Here is a 20,851-nt window from a genome sequence, read left to right on the forward strand (position 1 = left end):
ATAATTATTATCTGAACGGTTTTCATAATCTGCATAGAGGGCAATAATTATATTTTGTCCCAAATCTTAAGAATCCATAGGGACAATTCTTTGGATATAGGCCAATTTCTTAGAATAAGCTTTTAAAATTTACTTCTTGGGCTTCTAATAGTAGAATAATTTTAATGAAACATATAAATAGAATTTTTATAACTTTTTTAATTGCCTACTTGATATTAATTTTAATCCCCCTACTCACTGGGATTTCAATGAATAGAGCAATTGTTTTAGAGTATGAGCAGCATGTAAAGAAGTCACACCTCTCAAACTTACAAAAAACCCAAGAGATTTTGGAAGGATTTATTGATGATATAAAGTGGTCGACATACCAGCTAGCAGGAAATACTAAGCTTCTAAGATTGATATCTGATGATAAGAACCAGATAACAAATATGGAAAAAAGCCAGTTAATTCGGGATATTATGATTGAGCTACGCCACTCTATTTTATATAACACATCCAATAACTCTATTTTTTATATCTATCTAAAAAATCAAGACATTATAATAACTCCCTACTCTGTATACCGCCATAGTGACTTTAATACTTCTATTAACTTTTTTAATATGGATGGTATTAGTTCTAAGGATTGGCACAATCTAATTACAACCAAAATACAGCACGGAAAAATATTCCCTGTTAGGTCTACAATAATTGAGGATTTTAAAAATAAACCAATGATCCCTTATGTTCAAAGTATTCCACTTAACTCATCTAAAAAATTATCATCAATCCAAGGGGCTATCGTCTACTTGATAGGAGAAGCTGACCTTGTAAAATTTTTAGACTACCAAAATCTACCACTAGGAGGATACTCGTACATATCTGACGATACTAATAAAATAATTAGTTATGTTTCAAACTCTGTTAAAAATATAGAACCAATTGAACTTGTTGGTAATGAGGGGATGATAGAATTAAATATAGATGGAGAGAAGAAATTTATTATTTACACCACTAGTAGTAGAAACAGCTGGAAATATGTTTCTGTATTACCAACGGAATGGGTACTAAAAAATGTTAGGTTTTACCATATATTATCTATAACTGTTATGCTCTTAACCCTAATTATTTGCCTTTTTGTTGCATATAAAATATCTAAAAGGTGGTCGAAGCCAATAGAAACAACATTTGAATCAATTGAGGAGTTTTTAAAAACAGATAATATAAAAAAAGAGTCTTTCCAGTCATTAAACATAAGTGTTAATGAATTAATAGATAGGGGAGAAGTGATGCAAGATGAACTTTTAAATCAGAAGTTTTTTTTGCATAATGCATTTGTAAATAGGGTAATAAATGGCTTTTTCAACGATGAAAAAAGCCTTGAGAAATACCTCTCCCATTTAGGATTTGAGCTAAATGAGAACCAATTTAGTGTAGTAATCCTCTCCCAATGCTGTGATAAAAACATAGGTTCAACAGAGTCCTTTGATGAGCTAAATAGATTAAAAAATATAGTAAAAAACAGACTACAAAAAAACTTTGTTTATAGAATAATGATTTCTGAACAAGATAACAGTGATATTATATTAATTGTTTTATCAAATAATATTGATAATCATGTAGAGGTTTTGAAAAATGAACTTATTTCTTTTCTTCCAAACCTGCCACCACTATATAAAGAGAACCTTGTAATAGGACTAGGCTACTCAGTAGACTCTCTAATGCATATACACAAGTCCTATCTTGAAGCAAAGGAGATAGTATCTTCTAGTTCTGAGGGAATTAAACCCCTTATATTAGATATTAGTGATATAGATAAAAAATTAGACCACTACTACTATCCATTAGAAATAGAGTCACGCCTAATAAACTCAATTAAGGCAGGGAATAGCGATGGCATGGAGAGTATATTAACAATTTTATCCCATGAAAATCTTAAAAAGAGAACCCTTGATAAAAAAAGATTAGAATCCTTTATTTCCAACCTTCTAACATCAGTTTATAGAGTAAAAAGTCATCTATGCTCAGAAAATAGAGATCTTATCGATGAGTATTATAAAACAGGAGTTATAGATTTTGCCAATATAAAAGAGTTATATAACCAACTATGCTCCAATCAAAACAAGAATAAAAAGAGCCACAATAATACACTTATTGAGGAGATTGAGGAGTATTTAAAAAATAATTTTAATGATAAAAACCTCTCCTTAAATGCTGTAGGTGACTATTTTTCTATAACAGAATCCTACCTATCTTTCTTTTTTAAAGAACAAACTGGTATTAACTTTTCAACTTATTTAGAGGAGATTAGAGTCGAAAATGCAAAGGAGCTATTACTTAACACAACAGATCCTATTCATTATATTGCAGGGGAAGTTGGTTATAATAGTGATAAAACATTTAGAAGAGTATTTCAAAAAACCCTAAATATTAGCCCAAGTAAATTTAGGAGGGAGAATACTACTCATTAAGCTCTTCTAAGACCTTATCAAGGAAGAGGGTTTTAGTTAGTTTTTTATATAACTCAAGCCCATCTTCTATAGAGATTTCATTGTTAATTATTCTATTCATTATATCTGGTTTAGTCTCTTTTTCTATCTCTAGGTAGTATTGACTAAAGTATTCTCCACCAATTAACAACCTATCTTGAGTTGAATAGTTATTAATAATATCAATAGAAGGTTTTACTGCTTTATCTAATACCATAGGTTGATCCCAATCATTTAATATTGAAACAGGGGGAACAAATGCTTTAGTAAAGGGTACTGTATATGGATCATTTTTATTTATCTTAAAGAGAGTCTCTCCATCTACAACCTCCCAATGATACCCCTCAACTCCATAGGTGAATAGGGATTGAATTCTACCTTTATCATACTGTCTATCAATAAAGTTTGAGAAGACAATCTCTGGATAAGAAGCTTTATCTGTTATAACCAGAAGAGGAGCTACCCTCTTAATATATCTACTTCCTTCTAAAGGGGGAATTGGAACTATCTCCGCTTGAACTCCTGATATAGCATGGGTTCTCTCCTTTAAATTCCTTGCCCAGTGGTTTGCCCAATATGTTATTACCCCAACATCCCCATTAATAAACCTATTTCTAGCTGTAAATGTAGTATTATTAATTATGTTTAAGTCGGTTAACCCCTCCTGATATATTTTTTTTAATCTTCCAAGGGCATCTACCATTTGAGGCTCTGTAAAACCATCGATCCACTTACCATTTTTATAGTAAATTTCAACCCGTGCATTTAACATTACAGCTCTATTATACCAATCCTGACTAGCTCCATTAATATCAGTATATCCCCTTGTATCATCTTCCCCATTCCCATCAGGGTCATTAAATGTAAATTGATATAGAACATTATAAAACTCATCCCAAGTAGTTGGAATAGAGAGACCTAAGTTATCTAACCAGTCTTTTCTAATATAGGTAACACAGCCCCCCCATCCCTTGTAGGAAAACCATATAGTTCTCCACTAGATGTTCTGTAACTCTCCAGGAACTCCTCGTTAAAGGATTTTATATAAGAAGAATTTTTTATAAATGGGTTTAAATCAATTATGCTTTTATTTGAAATAAATAGGGATAGATACTCTGGAAGTATCTCACAAACATCTGGCGCATTAGGTTCCGAAAAACTAACAATAAGTTTATCCATATACTGTTGATGGGGTGGTTGCACAATTGTTAAATCTGTTTCCGTAAGTCTATTAAACTCCTTAATAAACTCTTTCTGCCCCTCCCAGTCTTGGATTATAGTATCTAAATATGCTGTAATTCTGACTTTGGACATATTTTCAGTTGGATCTTTACTACATGATACTAAAATAGTGATTGAGAGTAATATTAGGAGATATTTTTTAAAATTATTCATATTTGAATTATTATATGGTCCAATTTGTTATGGTGCAAGTTAATATTATATAATCTCCCGATCCCTCCATTTCCCCTTGCGAAAAGCAAATCGTAATATGATTAAACTTATATATTTCTCAATAACAGTGGCAATCCATGCACCATAAAGGCCAAGATTAAATACTTTAATAAATAAATACACCAGTGGAAGTCTAATAAATATTAAACCTATCAAAGATGTTAATAGAGGCCACCTTGTCTCTCCTGCACCCTTAAGAGCTCCACTTAAAACAAGAAGACTATTTTGTGCAGGATTAATAATTGCTAGAATAATAATAACAGGAACAAGTAGCTCTATAACATCGGTATCATCTGTATAAAAGCTAGCAATAGCCTGGCCTTTAAATAGAAAAAAAAGACTTATTATACCCGAAATCCCTAAACCTATTAAAATTAATTTGACAATATACTCTATAGTTAACTTTTTCTCTTTTGCCCCTAAAAGTCGTCCTGTAAATGAAGTAGATGCCATACCTAAGGCGTGTCCAAAATTTGTAGATAAATTAGAAATATTAAGACAGACCTGATGGGCAGCAAATGCTATAGTTCCAAGATTAGCAATAGTCTTAGTATAAAGAAAAAAACCAACTCTTAATATAATCTGCTCAGCAGCAGATGCCGAACCAATATTAATTATTTTACCTATGATTTTTTTATCAAACCCTAAACTAATATTTTGATCCAGTCTAATATCTAGCTTAGTTACAAAAAGTAGAATAATAGCTATAACAGTCTGGACAACCTTTGCTGATGTAGCGGCAATACCCGCACCTAAAATACCTAAACGAGGAAACCCTAAGTTACCAAATATTAACAAATAACCAAGAATTACATTTATCAAGTTTGCAACAATATTAATTATCATAGGATTTTTAGAATCACCTGCTCCCCTAAACAGAGAGGAGATGGCAAGGGGAATTATCTGAAAAAGAATACCAATTGCCATAAATTTCATATATATTGTGGCTCCTTCTATGGAGTCCTTATTAGCACCCATAAAGAGTACAATTTGCCTTGCAAAAACAAAAACGGGAATTGTTAGTGTTACACCCATTAAAATTGAGATTTGTAAAGTCTGAATAATAACACTTTTAGCTTTTATATAATTCTTAGCCCCAACATATCGAGCAATTAATGCTGTTGCACCAATATTGAAAGATTGAAATACAGCTAGACTAATGTTAATTGGCTGGCTAGTTAACCCTACAGCACTAATGGCCTGGGGTCCTAGCCTACCAACCATTATTAAGTTAACAACAGAAATCATCGAGAATAACATAAGCTCTGTAATGCATGGAATTGTAAAACGTCCTATCTCTTTATACTGTATACTTATCATGAATATATTCTACTACTATACATAATCATAAAATGAACATATATTGATAAATAGGACTTATATTGTGCAAAATATGACAACCAACAAAGATTTTAGATTTATAACAGATAACAAATCTCTCTCTTTAGGATATAAAAAGTGGATAAAAGGTTCCCAAAACAGGCACCTCCACGATGGGTACGAGATTCTATATGTGGTAAATGGAAGTAGGGATATGTTTGTTGGGAATCAAACATTTAAAATGGAGGCAGGGGACCTTCTTTTTATCCCTCCAAACATACTTCATAAGTCTTTTAATAACCATAAAGGCTCAGAAATTTACTCCTTACACCTATACAGAAATTATAACCATAATTTAGAAGAACCGTTTATTCTTAAATCAAATAGAGTTATTAACCTTATAATAAGGATCCGTGATGAATTTGTTAGAAAACAGAGTGGCTATCAAGATTTAGTAGAAGCCTTTGCTCTAGAAATTTTTATATATATTGTTAGAAATAGATTCAATAATATAGATAGTATTATTGATAATATAGATGGACAAAATAGTAAAATAATGAGCATTGTTAATTACATAAACATAAATTTCACTATGGATTTATCCCTATCCAATATTTCAGAAAAATTTGATATTAGTAATGAGCACCTAAGTAGATCATTCTCAAAGAATACAGGATTTTCTATAATCGACTATATAAACCATGTAAGAATTCAATACGCAAAAAAAATGTTATTAAATAAAAAACTCTCCATTGTGGATATTTGTTATAAATCTGGATTTGGAAGTGTAACGAACTTTGGTAGAGTTTTTAAAAAACTAAATGGACTAACCCCCAGGGATTATAGAAAAACTCTATAGTGTTTGTATATACGAATTGACTTTCGAAGTATCGAGAATATAATGAAATCATGCAAAACAGAAGTTTAGTTCGTAGTATTCAAATATTAACTTTGATATCACAATCAAAAAATGGTCTATCTTTAAACCAGATAGTAGAAGCAACTTCTATACCTAAAACAACAGTTTACGAGATTTTACTAATGTTAATAGAGACTGATATGGTACAAACCCTAGAGGGAAAAGCAAGACTTTATCAAATTGGTCTTAAGGCATTTGTTATTGGGAACAGATATATACAAAATATGGATCTAGTATCTGAATCAAAACCCATTGTTAAAAGAGTTTCCCAAGAGCTGGATAAAACTATTTTTATTGCGATTTTGGATGGTAACCAAATAATATACTTACATAAACATGAACCAGAAAATGTCCCTATTTATACTGCAAACGTAACAAATAGAGAGGATGCATACTGCACATCCCTTGGTAAGGCTATGTTAGCCTTCTTACCTAATGACAAGTTAGAAGATTTAATAGATTCAATGAATTTTAAGCAGAGAACAGAGAGAACTATTCTTAATAAAAAAAGTCTTATTAAAGAGTTAGAAATAACTAAAAAACGGGGTTATGCAATTGATGATAGGGAGATTATAGATTTTGTCCAGTGCCTAGGTGCTCCAATTTTTAATCACCGAGGAGAAGTTGTAGCAGGAATAAGCACTGCAGGTTTATACAGTGAAGAACGGGATATAAAAAAAGAGGGAGAAGTCTTAGTATGCGCAGCTAAAGAGATCTCTACTCGTTTAGGATATATAAAACAGACACTAAGGAGCTATATATGAATTTAAATGTTCGGTATGCAAATCATCCAGATGATGCAAAAAAATACACAACTGAGGAGAATAGAAAACACTACTTAATTGATGATCTATTTTCAGATAATGAAATGAATTTCACCTACTCCCATGTGGATAGAATTATTACTGGTGGTGTTAAACCAGTAGAGAAAGAGTTAGTTTTAGAAGCTGGAAAGGAGATGGGTGTAGACTACTTCTTAGAGCGAAGAGAGATGGGAGTAATTAACATTGGTGGTTCAGGTGTAATAACTTTAGATGACAAAGAGTTTAAAGTTAATAACAGAGAGGGTGCCTATATTGGGATGGGAGTAAAGGATGTAACTTTTAAAAGTGATGATGCTAAAAATCCAGCTAAGTTCTATATAAATAGCTGCCCAGCACATAAAGCCTACCCAACTGTAATAATTGACCTTTCAAAGGCAAAAAAAGTTAGCCTTGGATCAGATGAAAACTTAAATAAAAGGGTAATACACCAGTTTGTACACCCTGCTGTTTGTGATAGCTGTCAATTAGTAATGGGAATGACAATCTTAGAGCCAGGTAGTGTGTGGAATACAATGCCTTGCCATACCCATGAGAGAAGAATGGAGGTATATTTCTACTTCGATATGGCAGAAGATACAAAAGTCTTCCACCTAATGGGTCAACCTAATGAAACACGACATATTGTAATGGCAAATGAGCAGGCTGTAATATCCCCTAGTTGGTCAATACATTCAGGAGTAGGAACAAGTAACTACACTTTTATATGGGGTATGTGTGGTGAAAACCAAACATTCGATGATATGGATTTTGTAGAGATGAAGGATCTTAAATAAAATGATATTAAATAGTTTTAACTTAGAAGGAAAAGTTGCAATTGTAACTGGTGCATCTAGAGGTTTAGGACAGGGGGTTGCGTTATCCCTTGCAGAAGCTGGATGTAATATTGTTGGTGTAAGTACAAAAAACTCTGCAGAGACAAAAAAACTAGTTGAAGATATGGGTAGAAAATACCTAGATATATCCTGTGACCTAACAAAGCAGGATAAGATTCCAGATGTTGTAAAACAGAGTGTTGAGACATTTGGTAAAATTGATATATTAGTTAATAATTCAGGTATTATTAGAAGAGAAGATGCAATTAACTTTACAGAACAGGATTGGGATGATGTTATGAATGTAAACTTAAAAAGCGCTTTTTTCTTCTGTCAGAATGTGGCTAAACAGTTTATGTCCCAGGGGAATGGAGGCAAAATTATTAATATCGCATCTCTATTATCCTACCAGGGAGGAATCCGAGTCCCTTCATATACTTCAAGTAAGGGTGGTATTAAAGGTTTAACTATGGCCCTAGCAAATGAGTGGGCTAGCCATAATATCAATGTAAATGGGATTGCTCCAGGTTATATGGCTACAGATAATACCCAAGCTTTACGGGATGATGAGAAGAGAAGTGGAGAAATCCTAGGTCGAATTCCAGCTGGACGATGGGGTAAACCATCGGATATTGGTGGCACGGCTGTTTTTCTAGCCTCACAAGCTGCAGACTATATTAATGGTTTTACAATAGCAGTTGATGGTGGTTGGTTAGGTAGATAACAATATTTACCGGAAGTTTTTAACTTCCGGTATATTTATACTTATAGATGAAATATCTTAAGAATTTCCCTACTGAATTTTTTAAAAGAGAACATTAAAAAACCTAAAAAAGTTAACAGAGTATAGATAGCCGAAGTAATACTAGGCCAAAAAACATGGGTAAACCCTAACCAATACAGAATTATAGGAATAAAACCGATTGATATTAATATAATTAAATATACTGAGTAATCCCTCCACTTAATTCTTTGGTGGATAATTCTAATTGTAAGCAGAAGATTACATATAATGATAAATATTGGTATAACATAGTCTACAGACCAACTTAAACCGGTATTTACAATATCAATTATAAAAATTAGAAGGGATAGTCCAACTAACTGTATAATAATTTTTGTTCCAAAATGAGATCTACTTACTACTAGGTTTTTAATTAACACCCAAACATATCCTAGGGATGAGAGCACTAATAGAAACCAGGGGAAACCTCTCCATAGCAGGAGATTAACTATTGTAGATATAATTGAGATGGATAAAAATACAAATGATAGTATATGTAACCCAAAATGTTGTATCGATTTATCAGACTTATTGTAGCTTGGATACTCTCTACTATTTGTAGACTCAAAAGTATTAACAGATTTAAAACAGAGGGGACAAATTTTAGAGTCTCCACAAATATTAACACCACAGGATTTACATCTATTCATAATTAACATCCCAGTGGTTTGAAAATATAGAGACTTCTAGTCCCTCTCTTTGTGATAGGTGGGTAAAAAAGTCCTTTATTATACTAGGCTCTAAAATAGTTCTAGAAAAAGTTATGGATAACCTGTTATTAAAAGAACAAATAGCACAATTAATTCTGTTTTCCCTAGATGAGTAGAGTACAGCTTCCACATGATCCACATGGGGATCCATACCCTTTGGTAGGTTTACTACACCTAAATTACTTACAGATGCTGTCTGATTTTTAGTCCCCCTATTAAAAGCTATTCTAAGTATTAGATTTTTAATAAAAAGAGGAGCTACTCTAATTAAAAGAAGTTTTTCACTTCTAAAGTTGGCACTTATGTCGTTATCTAAAACTCTACTATTTATCTTGACTTTAAATTGTGCCACAACTTCTTTTTCAATATCCTTTAATTCCATACCCTCTTTTGGTGTAATAGTTATTGGGATTACAGAGAAAAAGTTTCTTAATGTTCTAGATGGGAAAAAAGATCTTAAGTTTACGGGAACAACAATGTTTATATCTTTTTTAAAATCTCCACTCTTTGACTGTTCTAAAAATATTGAGTATATAAAGAGGGATATTATATATTGGGTTATCGTAACCCCATCCCTATTGCAAACCTCTTTTAGCTCAGAAATATTAATAATTCCCTTTACAACATTATTACCAAAATTATTAAAATTAGACCCCTTTAACTTATAGGCTGGCCTTACTTTAATCTTCTCTCCCTTTTTATTTTTAAAATAAGTTCTAAAACTATCCTCTGTCTCATAGGGGGAGGCTTCATCGTGGATGGAGAGGGTTTCCCCACTGTTATCTATTTTATTGCCATCTAATTTTAGATACTCTAGAGCTAAAAGTTTTAATAATTCTAATGCCCCTACCCCATCTGTTATAGAGTGAAAACACTCTATTGATATCTTCTTATTATAATATAAAACTCTTATTTGATACTCATTATTTTTAAACTTATCAATCTTCCCACAGGGAGTATCCTCCTCTTCTTGTATTAGCAGTTTTTCATCATTTGACTCAAGGAAATACCAGAAAAGACCACGTCTTATTCTAACTGCAAACATTGGGAATCTAGTAATAACAAGGTCTAAGGCATTTTGTAGAAGATCTGGTTTTATTTCACGTTTTAATATAATAGAGACTCTAAAAGTTGAACTGTTTCGCCCAGTGGTTACGGCGGGAAATAGTTTAGCAACATTATCAAGTTTATACCAATTATTTAAACTATTCATATATAGATAATAATCACTAATATGCAAAAGTTAAACAAAAAAATATCTAAATTATTATGAAGTTTAATTAGTAGAGACAAATTCGAAGTCAAACTGAGGTTCAGGGTTTGGTTTACCTATAAAATAACCCTGGGCATAATCAACACTCATTCCTTCCAAAATATTCATAATAGTATCACTTTCTACAAACTCAGCTATGGTCTGTATATCAAAACCTTTAGCAACTGCTGTCATTGCCTTTACTATAGCTTGATCATACTTGTTTTCGTAAACTTGCTTAACAAAGGCACCATCTATCTTTATATAATCCACATCCAGATCTCTTAAATAGCTAAAAGAGGTAAATCCTACTCCAAAATCATCTAAGGAGAATGAACACCCCATATTTTTAAGCTCTTTTATAAAAACTATTGCCCTATTAATATCCTTTATTGCAGCAGTCTCTGTTATCTCGAATATTAGACTTTTAGGAAGAACACCTATTCTTCCTATTAAACTTTTAATCTCCTCCAGTTGGTCTAAATCCTCAATCTCTTTACCGGATAAATTTAGTGCAAAAGTTACATTATACCCATTATCATTTAGAATTTTTAACTTTTTCATAGCCTTTTCTGCAATAACTTTATCTATCTTCCCAATTAGATTTAAGGATTCTGCTGCAGATATAAAAGCACCAGGAAGAACGATTGCCCCCTCTTCATTCCTCATCCTAGCAAGGATTTCAAAGTGATGGATCTTTCCTTCTTTAAAGTTGTAAATAGGTTGATACCAAGGTTCAAACCTATCCTCTTTTAATGCCTTTAATATCCGCTCCCTCTGGTTATACTGCATAGAACGTTCAGAAAGATTCTGATCTCTATTCTCGTATAAATAACATCGGTTTTTACCCTTACTCTTAGCGATAAAAAGGCTATCATCTAGGGCATTTAATAACTGATCAATATTTTTACCATTATCTGGAGATGAGACTATACCTGCACTAATAGATATATGTATTCCAATAGATTCAAAATTAAGTTTAAAAAAATCATCTCTTAAATTATTGGCAAATAGCTTTGCCTCCTGGGGAAATACTTCATCTAAAAATATAATAAACTTATTCTCTCCAAATCGAGCCAATACATATCTTTTATTATAATCTTTATCTAGGGAATTTTTAAAAAAACCAGCACTTCTTTGTAGAACAACATCCCCAGTATTATTTCCATAATTTTCATTTATAAAGTTAAAATTATCGATGTCAAAAACTATTAAAGATGCGTTTATATTACTAAAAAGGTGTTTTTCTATTTTTTCTATTGCATACTTTCGATTATAGAGGTGGGTTAGATGGTCATGGGTATTTAAGTATTTATAATTTTTCTTAGCTAAATACTTGGTTGAGATATCCTCTTGAATAGCCATAAACTTAATAATTTTACCAGTCTCATCTTTAATAGGAAGTATGGTGCATCTAACCCAAAAGTTCTCCCCCTGTTTATTTCTATTTTGAAACTCACCATTCCATATCTTTCCAGAAGTTATACTATCCCACAAATCCTCATATCTTATTTGAGATGCACTTCCTGATGAAAATATCCTAGGATTTTGGTTGATTACCTCATGTTTTAAGTATCCAGTTACTGTTTCAAACGCCTTATTTACATAAATTATAGATCCTGACAAGTTAGTAATAAAAATAATATTCATACTCTCATCTATAGCACTCGACAACATCTTAATCTCAGATTCTATACGTTTTTTATCAGTAATATCCTGTACTATACCAAATAATCGAACTGCTTTCCCATTTTTATTGGTTTCAACTTTCCCCTTACCAAAAACAAACTTAATACTACCATCAGTTAATAGCACCCTATGTTCTACTGTATAAGGATTAAGTGTTGCTAACGATTGTTGGACCTTTTCCCCAAGCATTTTTTGGTCATCAGGGTGAACAAAGGACATATAATTATCCAATGTAGCATTAAAGCTCTCTGGATCAACACCAAATATTTTATATACTTCATTGGACCAAACTATTTTGTCCTCTATGATATCCCACTCCCAACTTCCCATCTGCCCTATTTTTTGAGCTTCAAGTAGGTGAAGGCGACTCTTTCTAAGTTCACTGTTAATATCTAAAAGCTCTTTAGTTCTCTCTGATATTTTACTCTCAAGGGTTGAGTTAAGAGCTTCTAGCTCCTCCTCAGCTTTTTTCCTATCTGTAATATCTATAACAAATGTTACTTTTTTGGGGCTGTTATCTTTACCAAGAATAAAGGCAGCATCAGCCAAAATATTAACTATATCTCCAGACTTATTTAATACTTCCCACTCCCCCCTAATCTCAATTTTGTCTTTTAAAAACTTATCATGAAGATTTATAAGAGTTTCTTTGTTCTCATCCGGAACAACTATAGTAAAGTGTTTACCTATTAAGTCCTCTTTATTATATCCGTAAATTTTACAATAAGAAGCATTTACATACTCATAAACCCCATCCTCATTTGTAATACAGACTCCAGCTGGGGTTTTTTTTATTATTTCATCAAACCTCTCTTCGCTTTGATCTAATAAAAGATCTATATCATCTGTCATCTTCTTAATTGTATAATCAGCCATAGGATTAATTATAGCCACATTTTATATGGATTCAACTTATTTTTATTATCGCTTCCGGAAATATTTTTATAAATAACATACGAACTCCAGGGGAAACAATAAGTAGATTAAGGGGTAGTGCTACAATAAAGTTCATAAACACTGTTCTAGGATAAACGTCTATTGCAGATAGAGTAAAACCTTGGGACATTATTGAACCAAAAATGGACATTAAAAGAACCATACAAACTACCATTGAACAGGATATTCCCAGTATGACATATATTTTTTTTGTATATTTATTAGTCACTTTAGACACTATTTTTTTAACAAATGGACCTACAATAAACAAGTCTAATAATAATGCGATAATAAAAACTAACCATAACTCTTTAAATAGTAGAACTATCAAATTAGAATTAAATCCACTATGTAGTATAATATTGTAAATTGTCATCCCTAAAACCATTCCTAAGCACATTAACATTGTAAAAATCTTTTTTTGTACTGCTGTTTCTCCCATATAAAACTCCTATTATTTATGTATAATAGAGAAGATATATATTTTACCTATTATTGTCAATAAAGTTGACAATAATAGGATTGGAGTTACATATTGAATAAATTAAATAGAGAAAATTTAACTATAATTGACCTTATAAGTGAACAACACTTGGTTTTACGTAAATTAGTAGAGGATAGATGGATGGAAATATCAAACATTGAGTTCTCACATACAGAATGGTTTCTATTAAGTAAGACCGAACAGGAGAGTTTAACTATTTCTAAAGCTGCAACTCTAATAGGGATATCAAGGCAAGCTATGCAAAAATGTGCAAAAAAGCTTGAGGAGAGAGGATATATTAATTTTTTCTATAAAAAAGATAATAAGAGGGATAAATATATAGTATTGACCGAAACAGGTAGAGATTGTTGTAATAAAAACAACAATTTAAAAAAAAGAATTGAAAATGAAATTATAGAGAACATAGGTAATGTTAAAGTAAAAGATTTTAAGGAGCTCTTAAAAAAGGATTGGCTTAAATAGTTTAAAACCACTTATTATATATTTTATCAATCTCACCATCCAGTATTAACTCATCAAGTGCTATATTTACTTTTTTTATCATATCATAATTACCCTTTGGAACAGCGACACATACAGGTGAGCCGGGGTCTGGAGCGTATAGAACTTTTACTTCAAGCCCCATCTCTTTAGCTAAATACAAACCAACAACCTTAGGCATAATAACACCTTCAACACTCTTTTCTTTTAATAACTACATAGAATCAGATTTTGATTCTGTCTGCCTAATCCTAAACTTATTAATTATACCCTCTTCTATCCAATCTAGTTCAATATATGAGTGTCTGTCCCCAGTAATAATTTTATTTGTTAAATCATCTAGGGTTTTAATCTCCGTATTATCCGCCCGGACAAATAGAACATCTTCTCTTGTATAGTAGGCTTTAGAGAATTCAAAATAGATTCTCCTAATTTCATTGTTTTCGATACCAACAATTGCATCTATTGTCCCTGCCCTTAACATATTAAAAACTCTATCCCACTCGTCTTGAACAAAAATAATATCTATACCCATCTTAAAAAATAGTAGATTAGCAACATCAACATCGAAACCTGTTACTTTACCTTCAACATTGAACTGATAGGGGGGGAATTCAGATGCTACCCCAATAAAGATTGCATCACTATATAAAATATTTATACTGAATAAAAATATAAATGCAGCTGAAATATAACGTCTCATACCTGCATTATAGTATTAATAAAGTTAACATTCATCCTTGTTACAATAAAACTTTAATCCCTTATTACAGTCATTTTTTGGATATGATTAATTCCTTCTAATATCTGTAATTATTAATTGACTTATGCAAGCGCTTTTATTAGTATATGGAATTATGGAATGGTGGAAAGAGAGCGTAATTTATCAGATATACCCTAGATCATTTGCCGATGGCAATGGAGATGGAATGGGTGATTTAAAAGGAATAATCAATAGACTTGATTATTTAAAAGATTTAGGAATTGGTGGTATATGGCTAAGTCCCCACTACCCTTCTCCTTTTCTAGATTGTGGTTATGATGTTTCGGATTATTGTAAAGTCGGGGCAGAGTATGGAGATATGGATGATTTTAAAGAGTTTTTAGAAGAGTCCCATAATAGGGGAATAAAGGTAATCCTAGATTTAGTTATGAACCATACATCAGATCAGCATCCATGGTTTTTAGAATCTAAGTCATCTAAAGATAATCCTAAAAGAGACTGGTATGTATGGAAACCTAATAATGGGAACCTACCTAATGATTGGCAAAGTTGTTTTAAAGGACCTGCATGGACCTTAGATGAGGAGACAAATGAGTACTATTATCACTTCTTTTTAAAAGAACAACCGGACCTTAACTGGAGAAACCCAGAGGTTAAAAAAGCGATGTTTGACTCTATGCGTTTTTGGCTTGATATGGGTGTTGATGGTTTTAGAATAGATGCTATAACTTCAATTTTTGAGGATGAGAATTTAACAAACCAGGGCTGGACCCATGAAGAGTTTGAAAAAGAGATAAGTAAAAACAGTAAAGATTCTGAATTTACACCTGGTGATACATGGGATCACTATATGCGATACCAGACAAAACAGCCAGAGCTCCATACTCTTTTACAAGAGATGCGAGATTTAGTTGATAGCTACCCAGATGATAAACTTTTAGTTGGAGAGTTATCAGATACAGAGTATCTTGGTAATGGAACAGATGAATTGCACATGGTATTTAACTTCCCCTTAATGGCAGCAGGAATTACAAAAGAGATTGTAAGTCAAAACCAGAAAGAGAGACTGCCTCTACATCCAAAAGGGTCCTGGCAGGGAAATACCTTAAGTAACCATGATGTTTCTAGAATTAGAAGTAAATATGGGAAAGATTTAATAACAGACCAATCATTAAAGCACTCCGCTTTCCTTATGGCTACACTTAAAGGAACTCCCTTTATCTATTATGGTGAAGAGATTGGAATGAAAAACTTCGACCTTGATAACATCGAAGATTTTATGGATTTAAAATCGGTTAATCTTTACAATAAAGAGATCCAAAGAGGTTTAACTAAGGATGAGGCTCTAAAAGTAGCTCAACTAGATACAAGGGATCGATGTAGAACTCCAATGCCATGGGCTAACTCACCAAATGGAGGGTTCTCTCCAGAAGGTATTAAAACCTGGTTACCTGTAGACCCTGAGTATAAAGAGGGTATTAATGTTGCAGATGAATTAGTTGATAAGAATTCAATATTAAATTTTTATAAGGACATTATTAACTTTAGAAACTCTAGTGATATCTTAAAATTTGGGGATTATAAAGAGATAATAACTAATAATAAAGAGTTATTAATATTTAGAAGGACATATAAAGATAAATCCTTATATGTTGTAATTAACTATTCTAATAATAAAATAGAGATAGAAAAGTTAATTCCCCAAGGTTTAAAAACTATGTGGCCAAAGAGTAGTAACTATATAGATGGAATCTTAAATAGTGGAGAAGTGATAATATTAGGATAAAAAGATATTGTATGGGACCTATTACTAGGTCTCATACTAGCTATTATTAATCCTTCTTCTTATTTCTAATCTCAACCCGTCTAACCTTACCACTTATTGTTTTAGGTAAGTTTTCAACAAACTCTATTACCCTAGGGTATTTATATGGAGCAGTTGCAGACTTAACATGGTCTTGAATCTCTTTTTTTAGTTTATCCAAGCTGGTAGCAACACCCTTAACAAGGACTATTGTAGCCTTAACTATCTGTCCCCTTAAATCATCGGAAACTCCTGTAACAGCACACTCTAAAACTGCAGGATGTGTCATTAGTGCACTCTCAACTTCAAAGGGACCTATTCTATACCCAGAACTTTTTATAATATCATCGGACCTACCTACAAACCAGTAATATCCATCCTGATCCATATAAGCTGTATCCCCAGTTAAGTAGTATTTATCTGTTCGTACTTCATCTGTTTTGGCCTTATCCCTATAGTACTCAATAAACATTCCTATAGGTTTAGAGATATCTAAACGAAGAGCTATTTGACCTACATCCCCTTCCTTACATAGATTTCCATCCTTATCTATAATTTCAATAACATACCCAGGAGCTGCCTTACCCATAGATCCTGGCTTTGGAATCATTCCAGTAAAGTTACCTATTGTTACAGTTAACTCAGTCTGTCCATAGGCCTCCATAAGTTTAAGCCCTGTTAAATCATAAAAGGTATTAAAAACCTTTGGACTTAATGGCTCTCCAGCTGTGGTACAATAGGAGAGAGAACTAAGATCATATTTAGAAAAATCCTCTTTTATCATAAACCTGTAAACGGTAGGAGGAGCACAAAATGTTGTGACCTTATATTTACTTAATATTGAGAGCATCTCTTGGGCATTAAATCGATCGTAGTCATAAACCATAACAGCACTACCACAAATCCACTGTCCGTATATTTTCCCCCAAACAGCCTTAGCCCATCCAGTATCAGCAACTGTTAAATGTAGTCCATCATCTACCACATTGTGCCAATATTTTGCAGTTACAATATGCCCTAAAGGGTAGTCGAAATTATGGCTAACCATTTTAGGATTTCCAGTTGTTCCAGATGTAAAATATAGCAGGGAGATATCAGTACTTGTTAAATCCTTAACATCATCTGAAGGGTTAAAAATATCAGAAGCCTTATCTACCTCAGAATCAAAATTAAGCCAACCATCTCTAGAACCTCCAACAACAACTTTTTTTGTAAGATATTGTGAATCTTTTTGAGAAGCATCAATATTATCTAAAATTTGATCATCATTTACTGTAACTATCATCTTTACATCTGCTGCGTTATTTCTATATATATAATCCTTTTTTGTCAAAAGATGGGTAGCTGGAATACAAATAGCTCCTAACTTATGAAGAGCTAAAATAGTAAACCAAAATTCATACCGCCTTTTAAGAACAACCATAACAACATCACCCTTGCCTATGCCCTGCTCTCTTAACATATTTGCAGTTTTATCACTATAAAACTTTATATCTTTAAATGAGAACTCCCTCTCACTTCCTTTATCATCACACCAAGCTATAGCCCTCTTATTTGGTGAAATCTCAGCCCACTTATCAACAACATCGTAGGCAAAATTAAATGAACTCTTAGTGTTAATTTTGAAATTATGATACAAGTTCTCATAGTTTCCTTGTTTAAACTTAGTAAAATTTTCTAGCATATTTACTCCTAGTTTTTAATTATGACACAATTTAAAAAAACGTCAATATACTACAAGGTGATGTTATTTTTTATTGTTAATAAATGATATCTTTTCACCATCTAATGGAACAACTAAGTTACCTCTACTACACTGTTTAAATAGTTTAACTCTTGTATCAAAACAGTGATTGATAGAATCCATATGTACTACAATAATTTTACAATTATTATTTAACCTTGCAAGTTTATCTATATCCTTATTATTCATAGTTACTTTTCCTAACATTTTAATTTTAGCTCCTCCCCCATTGGCTATAATGTAGTTAGGTTTAATTTTTTTAAGATTCTGTATTACTGATATAGTTAGTAGAGTATCTCCTGTAAGATAAATCTTAGATTGGGTGGATGTTAATAGATAGGATGAACTTACTCCTAATTTTTTATTAAAGATATGTCCGCCATGTGTTCCTATAAATCTTTGAACTTTAATACCTAGCCATATAGTCTTTTCTTTTACCAGTGTAAGGTTTACAAAACCTAACTTTTTAAAGTTTAAATAATCCTCTTCTTGACACAAAATAGGAACATCCCTAGCTAATATCTTTTTTGCAACTATATCAAAATGATCATTGTGATTATGGGTTATAATTATACCGTCAACATCTAATATATCCTCTATTTCTGCAGGTAGATTTACCAATGGATTTTTTCTGGGATTTTTACTGTTAGTAATTGCTGGATAAACCCCTTTATCACCTAAAACAGGATCAATTAGTATTCTCTTATTATCGATTTCTATAACTGATGTAGCGTGTCTGTAGTGTTTGATTGTTTTCATATTAATGCTCCTTTATATAAAACATAAAGGTTGTACTATAGTACAAGGTCAATATTTATTTAGATAATTTGAAAATTTTTTGCATCTCTCCCTATCCTCTTTATCCCTGAATATAGTCAATGATTGTTTTAGACTATTTAATGATTCAATTTTTTTATCAATATCAGATATCTTACTGTTTAAATAAGTATTAAACCTTTTTGGATCTTCTTTTGACCGGTATATTAACTCAAAAAACAGTTTAATCTCTTTTAAAGTGAAACCTAAGGTTTTAAAAGAGATTATCAGCTCGAGTTTCTCAAATAGCTCTTCATTATAATAACGATAACTATTTTCTAGAATCATAGGGGTTATTAACCCTACTTTCTCATAGTATCTAATTGTTTCTGGATTAACTTTTAGTTTATTGGCTATTTGTCCTCGAGTCATATTAGATAATATTATATTTGATAGAGAGAATTTTATAGGGTTAATGTGTAGAAGAGATTTAAATATGTTATTTTTTTATATAGTAAATGATATTGTTCTTATTCCTAACCTCTATAATAGGGCTACTATGTTTATATTTTAGTTCTAGATATTTGATAAAATTACTATCTTCTAAATCTACTTCAAAGGATAAATATACTCCCTTTGGCAGTAGTTTATAGGTGTAATAGGGGTCCTGGACAAGTTTTGACTGCTCTCCTCTAAAATCTAACTCTCTAATATAGATATTACCCCTATCAGACTTAGATAAAACTAGTTCTGGCAACTTAACCACTCTTTTAACTATATCTGCCCTATTTTCAGAGAACCAGAGATCTTCACTTTTTATTACATCCAGTCCACTCCAGTTCTTATCTACTATTAGTTCTCCCGGAACTTTATTAAAATACTTTTTACAATTTCTAATAAAAACTTCATGGGAATTAAATCCGTACTCAAAGGCTATATCTACAATATTTCCAGGGGATTTTTTATACTCTCTAATCCCCTCTGTTATCTTCCTCATTTTAATATAATCTAAAACGGTTATACCCACGGTACTATTAAAAATTCTATTTATATAGTTTTTAGAGTAACCTAAGTAGTTTGATACATACTCAATAGACGTAAGGCTTTTTATTTCTCTCTCTATAACTTTTATTGTCTCATTTATTATTTCTAGCCGATCCATTATTATCCCTTTATAGGGTAATAAACTGTAACTAACAACTTACTATACTCAATTATCTCATTAAGATCATATTCAATAATAAAGTAGTTTTCTAAATCCTTATTATTATGGAGTTCATTTTCAAACTCTTTGGAGGTCATATACTCCTCCATGGTAAGGGTTATAGCCTTATATTTTTTTTTAGGAAATCTCATCCCAGTAAAATTAGGAGGCATAACATTTAGATCTTTTACCATAAGACCTACTATGTTATATGATGGGGTATCCTCGTTTATATCCTCTCCAAACTTTATGATTTCATATTTTTTATCTTTATTTACTAAATTCCCAGACTCTTTTAAAAGTAAATGCATGTTCTGCTTTAGTAAGTTATGGGTAGGATATAACTCTTCCCAGTTTATCTCCCTATGAGCCTCGATACTGTGATCTTCACCACAATAGGGGCATATATTATCCCCTATATTCCCCCATGAACTATATTCAATATCTCCATCACCTTGACTT

The 20,851-nt window shown here is 31.9% G+C and carries 21 protein-coding genes; 7 read left to right on the forward strand and 14 right to left on the reverse strand.

Annotated features, from left to right (window positions below):
• The first annotated feature begins 164 nt into the window (after window positions 1-164).
• Complete coding sequence (locus tag EW093_RS06270) at window positions 165-2,453, forward strand: helix-turn-helix domain-containing protein (protein WP_149567570.1); 2,289 nt, start codon at window positions 165-167, stop codon at window positions 2,451-2,453.
• Here EW093_RS06270 and EW093_RS06275 read toward each other — a convergent pair.
• The 3 genes from EW093_RS06275 to EW093_RS06285 are packed head-to-tail and all read right to left on the reverse strand — an operon-like array spanning window position 2,443 to window position 5,246.
• Window positions 2,443-3,459: an extracellular solute-binding protein gene (locus EW093_RS06275; RefSeq protein WP_149567571.1), complete on the reverse strand. Its 1,017-nt coding sequence runs from the start codon at window positions 3,457-3,459 to the stop codon at window positions 2,443-2,445. The two genes, EW093_RS06270 and EW093_RS06275, sit on opposite strands and share 11 nt — an antisense overlap.
• Window positions 3,399-3,866, reverse strand: a complete 468-nt coding sequence (locus EW093_RS17825) for an extracellular solute-binding protein (protein WP_149567572.1) — start codon at window positions 3,864-3,866, stop codon at window positions 3,399-3,401. The genes EW093_RS06275 and EW093_RS17825 overlap by 61 nt, the downstream gene beginning before the upstream one ends.
• Before the next feature lie 45 nt (window positions 3,867-3,911).
• A complete protein-coding gene (locus EW093_RS06285; RefSeq protein ID WP_149567573.1) occupies window positions 3,912-5,246 on the reverse strand; it encodes an MATE family efflux transporter in 1,335 nt (444 codons plus the stop codon).
• A 73-nt stretch (window positions 5,247-5,319) separates the two neighbouring features.
• Here EW093_RS06285 and EW093_RS06290 point away from each other — a divergent pair, with 73 nt between their 5' ends.
• Genes EW093_RS06290 through kduD form a run of 4 tightly spaced genes read left to right on the forward strand, consistent with a single transcriptional unit; the run spans window position 5,320 to window position 8,525 of the window.
• Window positions 5,320-6,105 (forward strand): helix-turn-helix domain-containing protein, encoded by a 786-nt coding sequence (locus EW093_RS06290; RefSeq protein ID WP_149567574.1) that lies wholly within the window; start codon window positions 5,320-5,322, stop codon window positions 6,103-6,105.
• Between the two features lie 50 nt (window positions 6,106-6,155).
• Window positions 6,156-6,929 carry an IclR family transcriptional regulator gene (locus EW093_RS06295; RefSeq protein WP_149567575.1) on the forward strand — a complete coding sequence of 258 codons (774 nt, stop codon included), beginning with the start codon at window positions 6,156-6,158 and terminating at the stop codon, window positions 6,927-6,929.
• Window positions 6,926-7,762 (forward strand): 5-dehydro-4-deoxy-D-glucuronate isomerase, encoded by an 837-nt coding sequence (kduI, locus tag EW093_RS06300; protein ID WP_149567576.1) that lies wholly within the window; start codon window positions 6,926-6,928, stop codon window positions 7,760-7,762. The genes EW093_RS06295 and kduI overlap by 4 nt, the downstream gene beginning before the upstream one ends.
• A gap of 1 nt (window position 7,763) precedes the next feature.
• Window positions 7,764-8,525, forward strand: a complete 762-nt coding sequence (gene kduD, locus EW093_RS06305) for a 2-dehydro-3-deoxy-D-gluconate 5-dehydrogenase KduD (protein ID WP_149567577.1) — start codon at window positions 7,764-7,766, stop codon at window positions 8,523-8,525.
• Between the two features lie 41 nt (window positions 8,526-8,566).
• On the opposite strand, the gene EW093_RS06310 is transcribed toward kduD, so the two are convergent.
• The 4 genes from EW093_RS06310 to EW093_RS06325 all read right to left on the reverse strand — a co-directional run bounded on the left by EW093_RS06310 (window position 8,567) and on the right by EW093_RS06325 (window position 13,614).
• On the reverse strand, window positions 8,567-9,235 hold the full coding sequence (locus EW093_RS06310) for a DUF6320 domain-containing protein (protein WP_149567578.1): 669 nt from the start codon (window positions 9,233-9,235) through the stop codon (window positions 8,567-8,569).
• A complete protein-coding gene (locus EW093_RS06315) occupies window positions 9,228-10,508 on the reverse strand; it encodes an alcohol acetyltransferase (protein WP_149567579.1) in 1,281 nt (426 codons plus the stop codon). The genes EW093_RS06310 and EW093_RS06315 overlap by 8 nt, the downstream gene beginning before the upstream one ends.
• 63 nt (window positions 10,509-10,571) lie before the next feature.
• Complete coding sequence (locus EW093_RS06320) at window positions 10,572-13,112, reverse strand: sensor domain-containing protein (protein ID WP_149567580.1); 2,541 nt, start codon at window positions 13,110-13,112, stop codon at window positions 10,572-10,574.
• 31 nt (window positions 13,113-13,143) lie between these two features.
• The gene (locus EW093_RS06325) at window positions 13,144-13,614 is read right to left on the reverse strand and encodes a DUF2798 domain-containing protein (protein WP_149567581.1); all 471 of its coding nucleotides are present in this window, start codon (window positions 13,612-13,614) and stop codon (window positions 13,144-13,146) included.
• Between the two features lie 93 nt (window positions 13,615-13,707).
• Here EW093_RS06325 and EW093_RS06330 point away from each other — a divergent pair, with 93 nt between their 5' ends.
• Window positions 13,708-14,139 (forward strand): MarR family winged helix-turn-helix transcriptional regulator, encoded by a 432-nt coding sequence (locus EW093_RS06330; protein WP_149567582.1) that lies wholly within the window; start codon window positions 13,708-13,710, stop codon window positions 14,137-14,139.
• Between the two features lies 1 nt (window position 14,140).
• Here EW093_RS06330 and EW093_RS18070 read toward each other — a convergent pair whose 3' ends face one another.
• On the reverse strand, window positions 14,141-14,338 hold the full coding sequence (locus EW093_RS18070; RefSeq protein WP_149567583.1) for a transporter substrate-binding domain-containing protein: 198 nt from the start codon (window positions 14,336-14,338) through the stop codon (window positions 14,141-14,143).
• 33 nt (window positions 14,339-14,371) lie between these two features.
• Entirely contained in the window at window positions 14,372-14,860 is a 489-nt protein-coding gene (locus EW093_RS06340; protein WP_149567584.1) for a transporter substrate-binding domain-containing protein, read from the reverse strand.
• Window positions 14,861-14,984: 124 nt separating this feature from the next.
• On the opposite strand from EW093_RS06340, the gene EW093_RS06345 reads away from it, so the two are divergent.
• Complete coding sequence (locus tag EW093_RS06345; RefSeq protein ID WP_149567585.1) at window positions 14,985-16,667, forward strand: glycoside hydrolase family 13 protein; 1,683 nt, start codon at window positions 14,985-14,987, stop codon at window positions 16,665-16,667.
• Between the two features lie 46 nt (window positions 16,668-16,713).
• On the opposite strand, the gene EW093_RS06350 is transcribed toward EW093_RS06345, so the two are convergent.
• The 5 genes from EW093_RS06350 to EW093_RS06370 form a co-directional block, all read right to left on the reverse strand.
• The gene (locus EW093_RS06350) at window positions 16,714-18,369 is read right to left on the reverse strand and encodes an AMP-binding protein (protein WP_149567586.1); all 1,656 of its coding nucleotides are present in this window, start codon (window positions 18,367-18,369) and stop codon (window positions 16,714-16,716) included.
• Window positions 18,370-18,432: 63 nt separating this feature from the next.
• Window positions 18,433-19,188, reverse strand: coding sequence for an MBL fold metallo-hydrolase (locus EW093_RS06355; RefSeq protein WP_149567587.1), 756 nt, complete (start codon window positions 19,186-19,188; stop codon window positions 18,433-18,435).
• A gap of 48 nt (window positions 19,189-19,236) precedes the next feature.
• Window positions 19,237-19,617, reverse strand: coding sequence for a MerR family transcriptional regulator (locus EW093_RS06360; RefSeq protein WP_149567588.1), 381 nt, complete (start codon window positions 19,615-19,617; stop codon window positions 19,237-19,239).
• Between the two features lie 67 nt (window positions 19,618-19,684).
• On the reverse strand, window positions 19,685-20,347 hold the full coding sequence (locus tag EW093_RS06365) for a helix-turn-helix transcriptional regulator (protein ID WP_149567589.1): 663 nt from the start codon (window positions 20,345-20,347) through the stop codon (window positions 19,685-19,687).
• A gap of 2 nt (window positions 20,348-20,349) precedes the next feature.
• A complete protein-coding gene (locus EW093_RS06370; RefSeq protein WP_149567590.1) occupies window positions 20,350-20,700 on the reverse strand; it encodes a hypothetical protein in 351 nt (116 codons plus the stop codon).
• Between the last annotated feature and the right edge of the window lie 151 nt (window positions 20,701-20,851).

Source organism: Thiospirochaeta perfilievii, assembly GCF_008329945.1.
Lineage (GTDB): Bacteria > Spirochaetota > Spirochaetia > DSM-2461 > DSM-2461 > Thiospirochaeta > Thiospirochaeta perfilievii.